General features: G+C 69.2%; 16 protein-coding genes and 1 pseudogene. 6 read left to right on the forward strand and 11 right to left on the reverse strand.

The annotated features are described in order from the left end of the window. Positions 1-960: 960 nt before the first annotated feature. A complete protein-coding gene (locus tag ACFYO9_RS31830) occupies positions 961-1,890 on the forward strand; it encodes an immunity 49 family protein (RefSeq protein ID WP_358775363.1) in 930 nt (309 codons plus the stop codon). 203 nt (positions 1,891-2,093) lie between these two features. On the opposite strand, the gene ACFYO9_RS31835 is transcribed toward ACFYO9_RS31830, so the two are convergent. Continuing rightward, positions 2,094-2,480, reverse strand: a complete 387-nt coding sequence (locus ACFYO9_RS31835; protein ID WP_355813179.1) for a nuclear transport factor 2 family protein — start codon at positions 2,478-2,480, stop codon at positions 2,094-2,096. 98 nt (positions 2,481-2,578) lie between these two features. On the opposite strand from ACFYO9_RS31835, the gene ACFYO9_RS31840 reads away from it, so the two are divergent. After that, a complete protein-coding gene (locus ACFYO9_RS31840) occupies positions 2,579-3,157 on the forward strand; it encodes a TetR/AcrR family transcriptional regulator (RefSeq protein WP_358775365.1) in 579 nt (192 codons plus the stop codon). 105 nt (positions 3,158-3,262) lie between these two features. Here ACFYO9_RS31840 and ACFYO9_RS31845 read toward each other — a convergent pair whose 3' ends face one another. The 5 genes from ACFYO9_RS31845 to ACFYO9_RS31865 all read right to left on the reverse strand — a co-directional run bounded on the left by ACFYO9_RS31845 (position 3,263) and on the right by ACFYO9_RS31865 (position 6,188). Continuing rightward, the gene (locus tag ACFYO9_RS31845; RefSeq protein ID WP_358775367.1) at positions 3,263-3,682 is read right to left on the reverse strand and encodes a DUF4259 domain-containing protein; all 420 of its coding nucleotides are present in this window, start codon (positions 3,680-3,682) and stop codon (positions 3,263-3,265) included. A 62-nt stretch (positions 3,683-3,744) separates the two neighbouring features. Continuing rightward, on the reverse strand, positions 3,745-4,113 hold the full coding sequence (locus tag ACFYO9_RS31850; RefSeq protein ID WP_358775651.1) for a transposase: 369 nt from the start codon (positions 4,111-4,113) through the stop codon (positions 3,745-3,747). Continuing rightward, positions 4,035-4,397, reverse strand: a complete 363-nt coding sequence (locus ACFYO9_RS31855; RefSeq protein WP_358775368.1) for a hypothetical protein — start codon at positions 4,395-4,397, stop codon at positions 4,035-4,037. Before ACFYO9_RS31855 ends, ACFYO9_RS31850 begins: the two co-directional genes overlap by 79 nt. Next, positions 4,394-5,344: an ISL3 family transposase gene (locus tag ACFYO9_RS31860; RefSeq protein WP_358775370.1), complete on the reverse strand. Its 951-nt coding sequence runs from the start codon at positions 5,342-5,344 to the stop codon at positions 4,394-4,396. The genes ACFYO9_RS31855 and ACFYO9_RS31860 overlap by 4 nt, the downstream gene beginning before the upstream one ends. 241 nt (positions 5,345-5,585) lie before the next feature. Continuing rightward, positions 5,586-6,188, reverse strand: a complete 603-nt coding sequence (locus ACFYO9_RS31865) for a CGNR zinc finger domain-containing protein (protein WP_358775371.1) — start codon at positions 6,186-6,188, stop codon at positions 5,586-5,588. A gap of 82 nt (positions 6,189-6,270) precedes the next feature. On the opposite strand from ACFYO9_RS31865, the gene ACFYO9_RS31870 reads away from it, so the two are divergent. Continuing rightward, positions 6,271-7,065, forward strand: a complete 795-nt coding sequence (locus ACFYO9_RS31870; RefSeq protein ID WP_355813164.1) for an MBL fold metallo-hydrolase — start codon at positions 6,271-6,273, stop codon at positions 7,063-7,065. Positions 7,066-7,391: 326 nt separating this feature from the next. Next, positions 7,392-7,757 (forward strand): annotated as a pseudogene (locus ACFYO9_RS31875) (transposase); the annotation flags it as partial. A 6-nt stretch (positions 7,758-7,763) separates the two neighbouring features. On the opposite strand, the gene ACFYO9_RS31880 reads toward ACFYO9_RS31875, so the two are convergent. The 3 genes from ACFYO9_RS31880 to ACFYO9_RS31890 form a co-directional block, all read right to left on the reverse strand. After that, positions 7,764-8,345 (reverse strand): SMI1/KNR4 family protein, encoded by a 582-nt coding sequence (locus ACFYO9_RS31880; protein WP_358775373.1) that lies wholly within the window; start codon positions 8,343-8,345, stop codon positions 7,764-7,766. Positions 8,346-8,454: 109 nt separating this feature from the next. Continuing rightward, positions 8,455-9,510, reverse strand: a complete 1,056-nt coding sequence (locus ACFYO9_RS31885; protein WP_358775375.1) for a hypothetical protein — start codon at positions 9,508-9,510, stop codon at positions 8,455-8,457. A 48-nt stretch (positions 9,511-9,558) separates the two neighbouring features. Beyond that, positions 9,559-10,869 carry a PTS transporter subunit EIIC gene (locus ACFYO9_RS31890; protein WP_358775377.1) on the reverse strand — a complete coding sequence of 437 codons (1,311 nt, stop codon included), beginning with the start codon at positions 10,867-10,869 and terminating at the stop codon, positions 9,559-9,561. A 231-nt stretch (positions 10,870-11,100) separates the two neighbouring features. Here ACFYO9_RS31890 and ACFYO9_RS31895 point away from each other — a divergent pair, with 231 nt between their 5' ends. After that, positions 11,101-11,859 carry a GntR family transcriptional regulator gene (locus ACFYO9_RS31895; RefSeq protein ID WP_355813152.1) on the forward strand — a complete coding sequence of 253 codons (759 nt, stop codon included), beginning with the start codon at positions 11,101-11,103 and terminating at the stop codon, positions 11,857-11,859. 96 nt (positions 11,860-11,955) lie between these two features. Here ACFYO9_RS31895 and ACFYO9_RS31900 read toward each other — a convergent pair whose 3' ends face one another. Then, on the reverse strand, positions 11,956-13,305 hold the full coding sequence (locus tag ACFYO9_RS31900) for an NAD(P)/FAD-dependent oxidoreductase (RefSeq protein WP_358775379.1): 1,350 nt from the start codon (positions 13,303-13,305) through the stop codon (positions 11,956-11,958). A gap of 205 nt (positions 13,306-13,510) precedes the next feature. Then, positions 13,511-13,903: a VOC family protein gene (locus ACFYO9_RS31905; RefSeq protein WP_355813147.1), complete on the reverse strand. Its 393-nt coding sequence runs from the start codon at positions 13,901-13,903 to the stop codon at positions 13,511-13,513. An 80-nt stretch (positions 13,904-13,983) separates the two neighbouring features. Between ACFYO9_RS31905 and ACFYO9_RS31910 the strand changes: the two genes are divergently transcribed. Continuing rightward, positions 13,984-14,535 (forward strand): GNAT family N-acetyltransferase, encoded by a 552-nt coding sequence (locus tag ACFYO9_RS31910; RefSeq protein WP_358707760.1) that lies wholly within the window; start codon positions 13,984-13,986, stop codon positions 14,533-14,535.

Genomic DNA, 14,535 nt, shown 5'->3' on the forward strand with positions numbered 1-14,535 from the left:
ACGGCACAGATCCGGGCGTCCTGGAATGAGACAGGCGTAAGTCGGCTCTCACCCCAGAGGTCACACCATCCGCCTCGTCAACCACGAGCCGCACTGCAGACTCACCAGCATCAGATCATCATCGGGCGCATACCTACAGATAACACCGCAGCACAGAGGAAAACGACCTCTGAGAGCCCATCTTTGAACCCCGGTTGATCTCGTACACGCGCCTCAGTAGAGGTTTCTGTATGCGCCAAGCTCTCCGTTCGCAGTGGCCCGGCAGCGGGCCTTGCGGAGAGCTTTCGGGCGCTTCGCGCTCCGCGACGGCGCACCTTTCCGAGGTGCGGCGGCGGGCGGACTCTGCCCGTACCAGGGGGGGGCCGGGGTTCCCGTTCACGGCCATGGGGCCGTGCTCCGGCCCGGCAGGAGGTGGGTGCCATGCCCAGTATGGAGCAGATCGGTAGCGTCAGCATCGGGCGATACGGGCAGATCGTGGAGAGGCTGCGCGAGGCCGTCGAGTAGTTGTCGAAGAGTTCGTTCATCATCGGCGACGGTGCGCTGGAAGTCGTCCCGATGCAGGATCACGGCGGCCGGAACCGTGAGAGTGACCTCAGCTTCGACCACGCGAGAGTGGCGTCTCCTGCCCTTGCGCTGGCCGCCCACCGGCACTGGCATCCGTGCCTCGCCCGGCGCAGCCGCGTGTGGGGCCCGCGCACCCGCTCTCACGCAGCCTGCACGAGCTCGCCGGGCCGGAGGCCGCTGCTGTGGGGGATGAGGACAACGCGGGCCAGGCGGCGGCTCATCAGCGAGGACCGCGGTGTCCAGCCAGAGCTCCACCCCGTAGTTCGGACACAGGTTCTCGGCTTGAGTTTTAACCTTTGCTGGATTCGCCCCCGCACGACCCTGCAACCACCGGATCCACGGGCATGGTCACGCCTGGGCCCTGCGGTGTCAGTGGCGGCTGCCAGGATGAGGGTTATGACGATCAAGGACGTAGCCCGGCATGACGTGAGCGAGCAGCAGATCGAAGAGGCGCTGGAGGACATCTGGGGTCGGGCCTTCAGTCGCTGGCACACGATGGAGTACGACTGTTACTCCGATGGGGAGTTGCAGAAGATGCGCGACGAGCTCCTCGACCACATAGCCGCCCGCACGGTCGCGGACCCCGAGCCCGGCACCGCCCCGTCACACATCATCCTGCGTACCGCGGCCCAGTGCGCCCTGGGACTCCTGGACCTCGGCTGCTACCCCAATGGCGACCAGGAGGTCTCCTTCGCCCTCATCGACCGGAAACTCAGCAGCGAGGAGACGGACTTCGGGGCCGTTGTAGAGCAGGTGGCCACCGCGAGGACATGGCTGGACGCGTTCGCGTTGGCTATGAGCAGCGGCATGATCTGGGAACGGGGCTTGGCCCTCGGGCTGCTGCTGCGCGGCGACATCGCGCCTGACATCCGCCGTGGTGTGCCGCACTCGAAGCTGGAATCGAAGTCGGACCCGGGCGAGCTGGCGGAGATGGACGCCTTGTGCGGCTACCTCACCCCACGGGCTGAAGGGCACCTTCCCCGCCACTTGCCGTCGGAGACGCTGTGCAGGCCGACTGCCGGCGAGCGCGCCGATGCGCAGCGGCAGCTGGATGCGCTCGATGCGCTGACGCCGGATCAGCGTCTGCTGCGCGTGCTCTTGGAGGATGACCAAGTGGCTTTCGAACAAGCCCTGGAGCACCGTCTTGTCCATCACCGGGAGAGTGCACCCGCCGATGCGCCGCCCCGCAGCCTCCTACCGCACAAGGCCATCGCCCTGACCGCACTGGCAGTCCAGGTACACGGCTGGGACTTGCGGGTTCAATCGGCCTATCTGCCACCGGCCATGCTGAGTGCCCCTGAAGGCGCGCCTTCGGTAAGTGGCTGAACCAGCGGCTCACTGTCGCCTCGACATGCCGGCCGAAGGTTAAAATTCAAGCTGAGCTTGGGTCTCAACCTCAGACGACTTGCTGGCCCCGTCTCCGCGGTATCCGCCACCCATCTCCCGGCTCGGGCAGATGACGAGCGAGCCGAGTCATGGGCGCGCTGGAGCGAGGAGCCGGTCCAAGGTCAGAACCCAAGCCGGAGTCGTCAGACGAAGAAGGCGTTCATCCCGGGCACGTCGGAGAGATAGGTCTCGATACTCGCGATCTTTCCGTCGCGGAGCCGGCAGACCGTGGCCAGGTACTCGTCCAGCACGGCGTCCTCCCGGTGCGCGGTGTTGTGCAGGGAGAGAGCCATGTTCTCCCTGCTGACCAGGAGATGCAGCAGCTCGAAGTCGAGGCCGTACGAGGCGATCAGCTGAGCGCGCTCCACCACCGCGTCGGCGCCGTCGGCTGTGCCGGAGATGGTGTTGTCGCCGGGCAGGGTCCAGGTGGCGTCGTCGTGCAGCAGGGCCCGGATGCCCTCCCAGTCGCCCGAGACAAGGGCCTGGTGGAAGGTGCGCCCGAGGGCGAGGGGGGCTTCGTTGGTGGACATGGCATTCCTTTCACAGCACTAAAGCGGTGATCTCCGCTTTAGTGTGACCGTAAGCCCTGTACTCGCTAAGGCGCAACTCTTTGCTTTAGGGTGGAGGGGTGAACGCAGACGCATCGACGAAGCGGCCCGGCGGCCGTAGCACCCGCGTCCGTGCCGCCGTGCACAGTGCCGCGGTCGCGCTGGTGGGTGAGGTCGGCGCCGACCAGGTGACCCTCCCCGCCGTGGCGCGGCGCGCAGGGGTCAACTCCAGTACCCTCTACCGGCGTTGGGGTACGGTCGCCGCGCTTCTGGCCGACGTCGCCCAGCACCGCGGCGACGCCGGCGCGCCCCCGCTCGTCGGAGACCTGCGCACCGACCTGGAGAATCAGGCGGTCTGGACGCTGGCGGAGCTCTCCCGGCCCGGTGGCATCGCGTTCTTCCGCGCCGAGGTCGCGCCCGACGTCGACGAGCGGCACGACGGACTGCGTGAATGCCTGCGCAGGGTCAGCGAGCGCTTCCGCCCCGTTCTCGACGCGGCGCGCGAGCGCGGCGATGCGCCCCCATCCATGGAGCGGGTCTTGGATCGGATCGTTGCGCCGCTCTACTTCCGGGTGGTCTTCTCGATCCCCGGTACGGATGAGGCGTACGTCCGCGACCTTGTCGCGGAGTTGTCCGGGAAGCTTCAACCTGAGCGGTGAACTTCTCGGCTCCTCGCTCCAGCGGAACCCGCCCGAAGCCGCGCACACCTCGGGCCCCTGGCTGTGAACGTCAGTTGGGGCTCTGGTCCACTTGGTGTGGCGCGGCTACTGATCGTGCTCGAACGGTCCCAGGGCCTCCGTGATCCGTTGGACCTCGTGGCGCCACTGAGCGGCGTCGGCACTGTCCACCCAGCCGGTCACCAGTCCAGATCCGTCTTGGAGTACACGTTGCAGAGCGAGCACGGCTGACGAGCGGAGAGCCAGCGGAAGCTGCGGCAGAGGTTCTCTGGGTCCATCATCAGGGTCGATCACAATCCTGCTGCCCGGGATGGAGCCGGCAACGAGAGCCGCGGCGGCCACCGCTTCGGTGCCGGTGCCGCCGTCCACGCGTGCTCCGGAATCTGTGACTCGCTGGAATGCTTGCTCGAGCACTTCGATGACCTTCTGAGAAGTCATTCCCTCGAGTTCGTCGACGAAGTCCGCAGCGAGATCGCTGTCGAATGGGCCTGTTCCCCACGTTCCCATGCACGGCTCCTGGTATCGCTCTCGCGGACGGAGCCAGCATTCCAGCAGACACTGGCAAACGCTCAGGTGGCCAGGAGGACTCGTTTGCGAAGCAAGGCGAATCCTGCACGGCCGAACATCTGACGCTTGAGCATTTTGATCCGGTTGACATGGCCCTCCACGACGCCGGAGTTCCAGGGGAGGGTGAGGCCGGCGGTGACAGCGTCGAGATCGCGCAGGAGGTGCTGAGCGAAGTGGCGGAGGCTGGGCAGTTCAGTGGTGGCGCTGGATGCTTCGATCCATTCGGCGAGCTGGTCGCCGTGCAGGTGCGTGAGTATGTGGGCGGAGGAGCGCACGTGTTCGGTGAGTGCCGTCAGCTCGGGGCAGTTGGCCAGAGCGGCTTTGAGCTGGATCCGGTCGCCTTCGGGTAGCGCGTCGGGGTGCGTGAGGATCCAGCGGGTGACGGCGCGGGCGGATGGTGCCGGGGGCCGACCGGTTGGGGCTTACCGCGAAGGGGCCTGCTGACGTAGTCGCGGACGCTTGCGTATCCGCGTGGATAGCCCTGTTCCTTGATCTCCTCCCACAGTTTCCAGGCGTTGGTGCAGCCTTCCTGCCAGCGCTGATCGAGGTAAGGCTTGTAGTCGTCGAGCCTGGTGGCACGGCTTTGCCACTGACCGGTGAACATCTCTTCCGGAGTCGTGGCGCGGGAGAAGCGCAAGATCGTGTTGAGGGTCATCCCGAGTTGCCGGGCGACGGACCGCTTGCTGTGACCGGCGGCGAGGAGCGCGTGGATGGTGGCGTGTTTGGCGCGGGTTCGTTCGGCGAACCGGTGCCCTGTCGGCCAGGGCGACGACGCGGTCGGCTCCGCCTCTCTTCCTGCGGTTGCTCCGGCTGAGCCGGCGTGGGGCGCAAGCAGCCGCGGTGCCGGTAGACGCGATTTTCGACGGTTTCTCCCAGGTTGTGCCAGAGGTGCCATCGATCGGCGACCTGGAGGGCCTGTGGGGCGCCGCGGGTGGCTCCTTCGGCGAAGAAGGTTGTCCGGTCACGGCAGATGATCTCGATGCCGGGCCGCTCGGCGAGCCAGGCCGCGAGCGTGTCAGCCTCCCGGTCGGGAAGGAGGTCGACCGGCCGACGTGTCTCGACGTCGACGAGCACGGTTCCGTAGACACGGCCCTTGCGCTGGGCGTACTCGTCCACGCCGACCACGCGGGGTGCTGCGACGGCGGGGTCCGGAAGGGAGGCGATCAGCCTCAACAGGGGGTTCCGGCTGACCGGAACCTTGAAGGCGCCCGCCACCCGGGCACCGGCCCGGCCCGCGAGCGCAAGACCGACCGCCACCAGAGTCGACCGCAGCCGCTCGGTCCGTCGCCCGAACCTGCGGGTGAGTCCCGGGATTTGCTCGGCGAAGGTCTTGCGCGGGCAGCAGTCCTCCGCGCAGACGAACCGCCGCACGCGTAGAGACACCACAACGAGCTTGCCCGCTGTCGGCAGGTCATGCGGAAATCGCAGGTAAGAGCCATGTATTCGGCCCGCCCAGCACCCGCACCCTGGGCAGGCCGCCCGCCCTGTGGTCGTACGAGCCTCGATCCGGACGGCCGTGTCGGTCACCTCGACCGACTCCACCAACACGCCCTCGACCGAGGAGAACAACAGCTCATCCAGCTGTGGCAGCACTTCGTTCACGGCGAAAAACTGTCGACCACGCCGCCATCCAGTTGGACGATTTTCGGGCGAACTCAACCGGCATCACGCGAAGATCAACGGGCACCCTGCGTACGCACCCACAAGAAGTGGACCAGAGCCTCTGTTTTGACGTCAGCCGGGGCTTGCGGTGTGACTGGGGGGTGTGCCGCTGCTGCTGGGGGCCTGATGGGTAACTCGCAGTCGAAGGTCGAGCTGTGTACGGCAATCCGCAAGGATCATGTCAGTCCATCGGGGTGCGGCGGGCGTAGGCGCGGGCGGCGCGGGCGCGGTCGCCGCAGCGAGTAGAGCACCACTGGCGGCGGCCGTGCTTGAGCAGGAAGCGGTTGCACGGAGGGGAGGCGCAGGCGGCCAGGCGGGCGGCGTCGGGGGAGGTGAGCAGGTCGGCGGTGCCGGCAGCGATGACCGCCAGGGCGTGCTCGACGATCGCGGTGGTGGGGTGGGGGGTGGCGCGGTAGGGGCCGGTCTCCTCGTCCCACACGAGCAGGGGGGCGGTCGGGACGCAGGTCATCGCGTTGTTGATCGCCGTAACGGCGGCGGGCAGGGCGGGCTGATCGGCGACGCGGCAAGCCAGGAGTGACCTGACCTGTTCACGGAGTGAGCGCAGCTGTGTAGCGCAGACCTCCGCCAAGCCTGCTCCGGTTGGGGCGAGGTCGCGCTGCGCCAACCATTGCTCGGCCCGCTCCGGGGTGCCCAGGAGGTCGGCCGTGTGCCTGCCGGGCAGTGCGACGGCGCTGTTGGCCAGGGCTAGAGCGAGGTGCTCTGCTTCGCCCGGCGCGGGCGGGAGGGCTGCTTCTTCCATCGCGATCTCTTCCACGCTTCTCATGGTACGGGTTGCGTTCATCCGTGAGGCGCGTCTACTGTCGTGTCACGGTTAACACGCACTCCATCCGTGAGGAACTTCTTTCGTGTCTTCCCCTACCCTGCAGACCGCCCCGTTCCCCGTCCGCGTCTTCGGCGGCCCGACGGCCCTCTTTGAGTACGGCGGCCTGCGCTTTGTCACCGACCCGACCTTCGACGGTCCCGGCGAGCACCAGGCGCCGGCCGTCGTGCTGACCAAGACGGCGGCGGCTGACGGCAGCCCGGCTGATCTCGGCCGCGTCGACGTGGTCCTGCTCTCGCACGACGAGCACGCCGACAACCTCGACGTCTCCGGCCGGGCCCTGCTCGCTGACGTCCCGCTCACGCTCACCACCCCTGGCGGCGGGGAGCGTCTGGGGCAGTCGGCCACTGGCCTCGCCGACTGGCAGTCGATCGAGCTGGAGCGTCGGGACGGCGGGCCCGGCATGATCACCGTGACCGGCGTGCCCGCCATCCACGGACCCGGCAAGCGCGAGGACGTCGAGCCGATCTGCGGCGAGGTCGTCGGATTCGTCCTGACCGGCGAGGGCTTGCCCACCGTCTACGTCAGCGGCGACAATGCCTCTCTCGACGCGGTCCAGGAGATCGCCGAGCGTTTCGCCCCGGTGGACACGGCCCTGCTCTTCGCCGGAGCTCCCCGCTTCCCCGACGTCTTCAACGGCCAGGTGATCGTCCTTAACAGCGCCCAGGCCGCCCAGGCCGCGAAAATCCTCGATGCCGGCCGCGTCGTCCCCGTCCACTACGACAGCTGGGCCCACTTCACCGAGGGCCGCGACGAGCTCGTCGCCGCCTTTGCCGCCGCCGGTCTGGCCGACCGCGTCGACTTCGGTGTCCGCGGCTGACCCCACGCCGATAGGGCCCGTACGCCGCAGATGGCCGGGCGCCTGCCGACAGACCCGCCGCGGTTGTCGGCGGGCGTCCGGCCCCGGCCGCGCCTCCCGCACCACCCAAGGGCCGCACCACCGGGACGGGGACGACGCTTACCTCACCATCGGCAGCAACCCCGTCCTTCTGCCGCCCAAGCTGGCCCGTCTCACTGAGCAGCAGATCAGCGGGCCGGGAAGCTCCTCGATGTTCCATGAAGCCTCTGACGGCACACGGTTCCTGTTCCCCGGGCGGCCAGCCAGCAGGTCTCAACACCCCTCCACTATTCAGCTGATTGCGTGCGGCGCGTGGAGCTCTCTTCCGGCTACGGCTGATGCACCCCGAAATCACCATCGTCCGGGCCGACCTGGCCTACGCGGACACGCTCGTCGCCTGGGCCAAGTCCTTCCTCCACCTGACCATCAAGACCGTGAGTAGGCCCAAGGATGCGAAGGGCTTCGTGATTCTCCCGAGGCGCTGGGTGGTGGAGAGGTCGCCGGCGTGGTTGTTGCATGCGCGTCGGAATGTCCGGGATCACGAGAGCCGGCCCGCACACTCCGAGGCGATGCTCACCCTCGCCTCGATCACGCTCATGACACGCCGCCTCACTCGGCCGCCCATCCACCCGAATGCAGCCAAGCCCCGCTTCCCCCAGGCCGTCGTAGCAGCCTGAGCATCAGAACTCCCAGTCCAGTTCATCCTCATCGACCGCGACAGGCCTGTAACCGTCGACTGACTCGCCAGTCTCCAGAGCCGTAGCTGTCGCATTCAGGAGAGACGGAAGCGACTCCCACATGGGGTGGCGCGAAAAGGAGCATCCTGTTTCATGATCGGCATTGCCGATCCTTCCCCGGCGACGGTAGGGACGCTGATCGATGACGAGGTAATCTCCTGAACCGTCAAAGGCGAAGGGGATCCACTGGGCATGCCACCACGGCCCGTACTCCCCGTCCGGATCGCCTTCCTCTGCACCCGCCAGCTCGTCTCCATAGATCTTCATGCTTGTCTGCCAGGCCCTCGCGATGCCCTGTACATCGAGCAAAGACCAGAACGGCGGCAGCAGGTCGTAGTGGCCCATGCCGTTGTGCCGCAACAAGGACTCCACCAACGGCTCGGGGAATGACTGTCGGACGGCCTGTTCAGCCACAGCAATTGCCGAGCGCTCCGCCGGGGGTTCAAGGGCAGCAAACGTTCGAGGTGCGTGCAGGACGAGCCAAGCCTCTATACGGATCCACGACTCGGATATCGACGAAGTCATCCTGGGATCGTGCCAGTTCGATGCACCGCTGAACCGAAGGATTCGAGACGTCCTGCGCCATCCGGACGGCAGGACGTGCCGGCGTCGTAGTCGACGGCCGAGTGACGGGTCAGGCGCGGGTCAGCTCCGGTGAGCCGATGGCGAAGTCGCCGGGGTCCACGCCGCCCTCCTTGGTGTCGTCGTTGGCGAACACGAACGCCTCGATGGGCACGCCGCGTTCGGCGCTCAGCGCACGGACCAGCTCCTGGGCCACCACCGTCTCGAGGACGACGCGCGGGGCGGCCGCGGTCCGGGGGAGGCGGACCACCGCGAGGTCGTCGGTGGCGGGCACCTCCTCGGTGGTGACGAGGAGCGTGAGGTGACCGGCCCCGGACAGCGAGCGGGCCAGGTCGACCTCGCGGCCGTCGCCGAGGACGACGTGGAGGGTGTTGCCCGCCGACTCCATCTCGCCGTGCAGATAGGTGCGGGTCGTCGAGGCGGCGGCGGGCATCCGCGGCACCTCGCGCAGCAGCAGGGCCGTCTCCTCGGCGGCGGCGCGTGAGGCGCCGCTCGCGACACAGTCGGCGGCGACGCAGCCGCCGGCCCGGGCGCTCACCGGGGCGATCGCCTCGGCGGCCCGTTCGCGGACCGTCCTCAGCTGCGCGGCGATGCCGTGCCAGGGGTCCTCGCCGCGGCCCGCGATGGCCCCCGCGAGCAGGTCGAGGGCGACGACCGTGCCGGTGAAGCCCACGGTGGAGGCGTACGAGTCGGGCTCGTTGCCCAGGTCGACGCGGAGCTCGGCGAGGTCGCCGAGCGGGGACGGGGTGACGTTCAGGACCGCGAGGGTCGACGCGTCACCGGCCGCCTTGAACGCGGCGAGCGTCTCGGAGCTGCGGCCGCCCTGCGAGACGCCGAGCAGCAGATCCGTGTCGAAGCCGGTCAGCCCGGTCTCGACCTCGTCGGACTGGGCGCGCTGGGCGGCCACACCGTGGGCGCGGAGCACCGCGACCGGCACGGCGAGCGCCGCGTACGAGGCGCCGATGCCGGTGAACAGCGGGCGCCGGACCGAGCGCAGGCCGGCCAGGGAGGCGGCGGCGAGCTGGGTGCGCAGGTGCGCGGCGATCCGCTCCAGGGCCTCGGGCTGTGCGTCCTGGCCGGCCTGGAAGGTGATGCGGGATCCGGACATGGGGGGTGGTTCCTTTCGGGGGTGCCGCTCGGGCTGGAGGTGGGGGCGTCAAGCCTTCGGCGGCGTGGGGGAGTTGGGGGCGGCCGGGGCGGTGCCGGTCGGCTCGGGGCTCGGTGCGGCGGGGTCGCCGGCGGCCGGGGTGGGCTCGTCGGCCGGGTCCTCGATCCGTTCCCGGCCCGGTGTGGGCAGGTCGAACCTGACGATGGCGAACCGGAAGAGCACGTAATAGAGCGCGGCGAAGACCAGGCCGATGGGGATGAGCAGCCATGGCTTCGTGGCGATGCCGTAGTTGAGTACGTAGTCGATCGCACCGGACGAGAAGCCGAAGCCGTCCCGGATCCCGAGCGCGTAGCAGACGGCCATCGAGACGCCGAAGAGCACCGCGTGGATCGCGTAGAGGACGGGCGCCACGAACATGAAGCTGAACTCGAGCGGCTCGGTCACGCCCGTGACGAAGGAGGTCAGCGCGACCGAGATCATCATGCCCTTGACGACCTTGCGGTTCTCGGGGCGTGCGGTGTGCGCCATCGCGAGGGCCGCGGCGGGCAGCGCGAACATGTAGATGGGGAAGCCGCCGGTCATGAACTGGCCCGCGCTCGGGTCGCCGGCGAGGAAGCGGGCGATGTCGCCGTGCGCCTGCGCGCCCGTCTGCGGGTTGGTGAAGCTGCCGGCCTCGAACCACGGGAAGAACGAGAAGAAGTGGTGCATCCCGACCGGGATCAGCGCGCGGATGACCAGGCCGAACAGGCCCGCGCCCCAGGCCCCGGTGCCCACGAGCCACTCGCCGAAGTGGAAGAACCAGCTGCCGACGGTCGGCCAGATGAGACCGAAGGCCGTGCCGATGACGACGCCCGCGAAGGCGCTGAGGATCGGCACCAGCCGGCGGCCGCCGAAGAAGCCCAGCCACTCGGGCAGCTTGGTGCGGCTGAACCGCTGGTAGAGCAGGGCGCAGACCAGGCCCATCACGATGCCGCCGAGCACCTTGGCGTCCAGCGGCTTGCCGTCGACGCCGTGCGGGAAGGCCGGGCTGGCCAGGACGTTCTTGAAGACGATGTAGCCGACGGCGGCGGCGAGAGCCGTCGAGCCGTCCGCCTTCTTGGCGAAGCCGATGGCGACACCTATCGCGAAGAGCAGCGGCAGATTGTCGAAGACCGCCTGGCCGCCGGAGGACAGGATCATGCCGAACTTCCGGATGACCTCGGGGAACGCCTCACGGCCGAGGAGGTCGTCCTTGCCGAGGCGCAGCAGGACGGCGGCGGCGGGCAGCACGGCCACGGGCAGCATCAGGCTGCGCCCGATGCGCTGCATGACCGCCATGACTCCGCTGCCGGCTCGCTTCTTCGCGGTCGCCGTACTCATCCGTGTTCCTCCGTCGTGCTGGGTCGCGTCGGTGCACTCGCGGCACTCGCGCTGCCCTCACAAGGTAAGCAGTGGTCTGCAACTGGTCAATAGTGGTATTCGATCGGTCGAGGGTTGAGGTCTTGTGCGGGTCGGGTTCGGGTCCTAGGCCCTTTCCGGGCCGGGATCTACGGCCGGTCCCAGGTGGTAGACAGTGGTATTGTTGCCCCTCGCTGACCTGGAGGTTCACGCATGCCGGAGCAGGCCCCGTCGGGCCGGGCGCCCCAGCGCGCCAGTGGTGCTCAGCCCCTGTGGTCGCAGGCGGCCGACCTGATCCGCGAGGAGATCGACCGGCGCGGACTCGGCCCCGGAGCCCGGCTGCCCTCCGAGCGGGACCTCTGCGCCCGCTTCGACATCTCCCGCGTCACCCTGCGCAAGTCCCTGCTGCACCTCGTCGAGCAGGGGCTGCTCACCGCCTCGCACGGGCGCGGCTGGTTCGTCGCCGAGCCCGTCCCCGCCCGGGAGTGGCCCAACGACCTGGAGTCGTTCACCGCGACCGCCCGCCGCAAGCACATGACCCCTGGCTCCCTCGTCCTGCGCCAGGAGGCGGCCGTGGCCTCCCTCGACGACGCCGACCGGCTCGACGTGCCGGCGGGCACCGCGCTGCTGCGGCTCGACCGGGTCCGGCTCCTCGACGACGTCCGCGTCGCCGTCGACCGCACGCTCCTCGTCACCCGGTTCGCGCCCGGCATCGAGGACGCCGACTTCGCCTCAGCCTCCCTCTTCGAGGAACTCCGTTCCCGCGGCGTCGAGTTGGACCGCTCCGAGGTGACCATCGAGGCCCGCAACGCCGACCCCGCACTCGCCGGTCATCTGCGGATTCCGACCGGCTCACCGGTGCTCGCCCTCGACCAGACCATCTACACCCGAGAACAGCGGCCCCTGCTGCTCTCGACCGTCGAGTACAGCGGCGAGCGCTACCGCTTGCGCACCACGTTCCAACAGAGCTGACCCGCACGGCCCGCGGGCCGATGGGCCGATGGGCCCCTCTCCCACGGGTGAGGGCCCGGACGGACTACCCCCGGGCCCTCACCACACGTCGCACCGTCACACCGAGGCAGCGATCCGTTCGTCGATCTGCTCCTGCGTCAGATACGCGTCCGTCTTCTCGAAGTCCGCGAGCGTGGCGGGACGCTGGGCCTGGAAACCGGTGCGTACGTAGTCGTCGCCGGCGAGCGCGTTGAGGCCCCAGTTGGCGGCCGTGCGGAAGCGGGCGGTGACCGTGCGCAGGGCGCCGAGGTGGTAGCCGCGCGCCACGACCTGGGCGGGCAGCCCGGTCAGCTGCACGCCCAGCGGCTTCGACACGGCCTGGATCCCGCCGAGGTCGACGACCAGCCCCATGTCCTTGTGCCGGTAGTCGGTGAGCGGGAAGCCGCGCAGCGCGGCCAGGACGTTCTTCGCCGCCGCCCAGCCCTGGCGCATCGCGTGCTGCGCGGTGGGCGGGCAGATCGCGTCGCCGCCCTTGGCGAGGTCCGGCACGGCCGCCGCGTCGCCGAGCGCGAAGACGCCGTCGACCCCGGGAACCGTCAGGTCGGGCCGGACGACGAGCCGGCCCTTGTTCGTCTCGGCGTCCAGCGTCGCGATGAGCGGGCTCGGCGCGACGCCCGCCGTCCAGATCAGCGTGCGGCACGGCAGGACCCGGTCGTCGGTGAGGGTGACGGTGTCCTCGGTCGCCTTGGCGACGGACACCCCGAGCGAGACGTGCACCCCGCGGCGCTGCATGATCTCCATCGCCTTCTCGCCGAGCCGATCGCCGAGCTCCGGCATCAGCTTCGGGGCGACGTCGACCACGTGCCACTTGATCTGCGACACGTCAAGGCCCGGATAGCGCTTGACCGCCGCGCACGTCAGGCGCTGCAGGTACGCGGCCGTCTCCACGCCCGCGTAACCGCCGCCGACCACCACGAACTGCAGCCGCTGCTCCCGCTCCTCGCGGCTGGAGCTCGCCGCGGCCAGGTCCAGCTGGGAGATGACGTGGTCGCGGATCCAGGCGGCCTCCGCGAGCGTCTTGACGCCCACCGCGTGCTCGGCGACGCCGGGGATGTCGAACTGCCGGGTGACGCTGCCGGGCGTCAGGACCAGGTAGTCGTAGCGCTCCACGACCTCCTCGCCGTTGATCTTCCGTACGACCACGGCCTTGGCCTTGGGATCGATGCCGACGGCGCCGCCCGGCACGATCTTGGTGCGGCGCAGCATCCGGCGCAGCGGCACGGCGACCGACTGCGGAGTGAGCACTCCGGACGCGACGTGCGGCAGCAGGGGCAGATACAGCTGGTGGTCCTGTGGGCTGATCAGCCGCAGCTCCGCCTCGTGGGGGGAGAGCTTCTTCTCCAGCTTGTGAGCGCACTCCATGCCGGCGAAACCGCCGCCGACGATGAGGATCCGGGGAGCTGCCATGTGATGTCTCTCCTGAGCTGTGGGGAGATCGACTTCAGGGCCGTCAGATCGGTCAAAGCTGTATTTGATCTTCTGCGGACCGTACCCGTGGCCTTGTACCCCTGCATCCCGGATGGATTGCTCGTGTGACGTGCTTCACAGGGCGTGAGGTGTGCGTGGGGTGTCGCGAGGCGGTGCACTCACGCCCTTCCCGTGCCGCCGCTCCTCAGATCCCGGGGCGGAAGCGGATCGGATGGTCCTGCGGGACCTCGACGAGGACGATCCTGATCCCGTCCGGATCGGAGATCCACATCTCCACGAGCCCCCACGGCTCGCGCTCCGGCGGCCGCAGCACCTCGACGCCGGCGCGGACCAGCTCATCGTGCGCCGCCCGGACGTCCGCCACCTGGAGCCACAACCGCAGCCCCGGCGTGGGAGGCGCCTCGGAGCGGCCGGAGACCTCCAGGAAGCCGCCGCCGAGGAAGTAGACCGTGCCGCGCTCGGGGCCCGTGCCGAACTCGCGGTAGACGGCGAGACCGAGCGCCTCCCCGTAGAAGGCGCGGGAGCGCTCCGGATCGGTGGGGCGTACCAGGGTCCTGCTGCTCAGTACATACACCATGCGGCCGCACCCTAGCGGCTCCGGGCGAGAGGTTAGGCTCGGCTCAGCCACACCGTGCCGAGCATCGGAGAGTCAGCACCATGGACAGCGCCCTGCGCCCCACCCCCGGCGAGCTCACCTACCGGGACGCCACCGCCGCCGACGTCGACGCGCTCGTCGCGCTGATCGAGTCGGCGTACCGGGGGGACTCGAGCCGGGCCGGGTGGACCACCGAGGCGGACATCCTCGAAGGGCAGCGGACCGACCCGCAGGGCGTCGCCGCGGTCATCGAGAAGACCGAGAGCCGCCTCCTCGCCGTCGAGCGGGACGGCGCGCTCGTCGCCTGCTGCCAGCTCGAACACCGCGGCGACCACGCCTACTTCGGGATGTTCGCGGTGAGCCCGGTGCTGCAGGGCGCGGGGCTCGGCAAGGAGATCATCGCCGAGGCCGAGCGCATCGCCCGCGCGACGTGGGGCGTCCGCGAGATGCACATGACCGTGATCAACGCCCGCGAGGACCTCATCGCCTGGTACGAGCGCCGCGGCTACCGCCGTACGGGAGAGACGACCCCCTTCCCGTACGGCGACGAGCGCTTCGGCATCCCGCAGCGCGCCGACCTGGAGTTCGAACTCCTGGTCAAGGAGCTCGTCTAA

The sequence above is a fragment of the Streptomyces sp. NPDC005863 genome (assembly GCF_042871345.1).
Classification (GTDB): Bacteria; Actinomycetota; Actinomycetes; order Streptomycetales; family Streptomycetaceae; genus Streptomyces.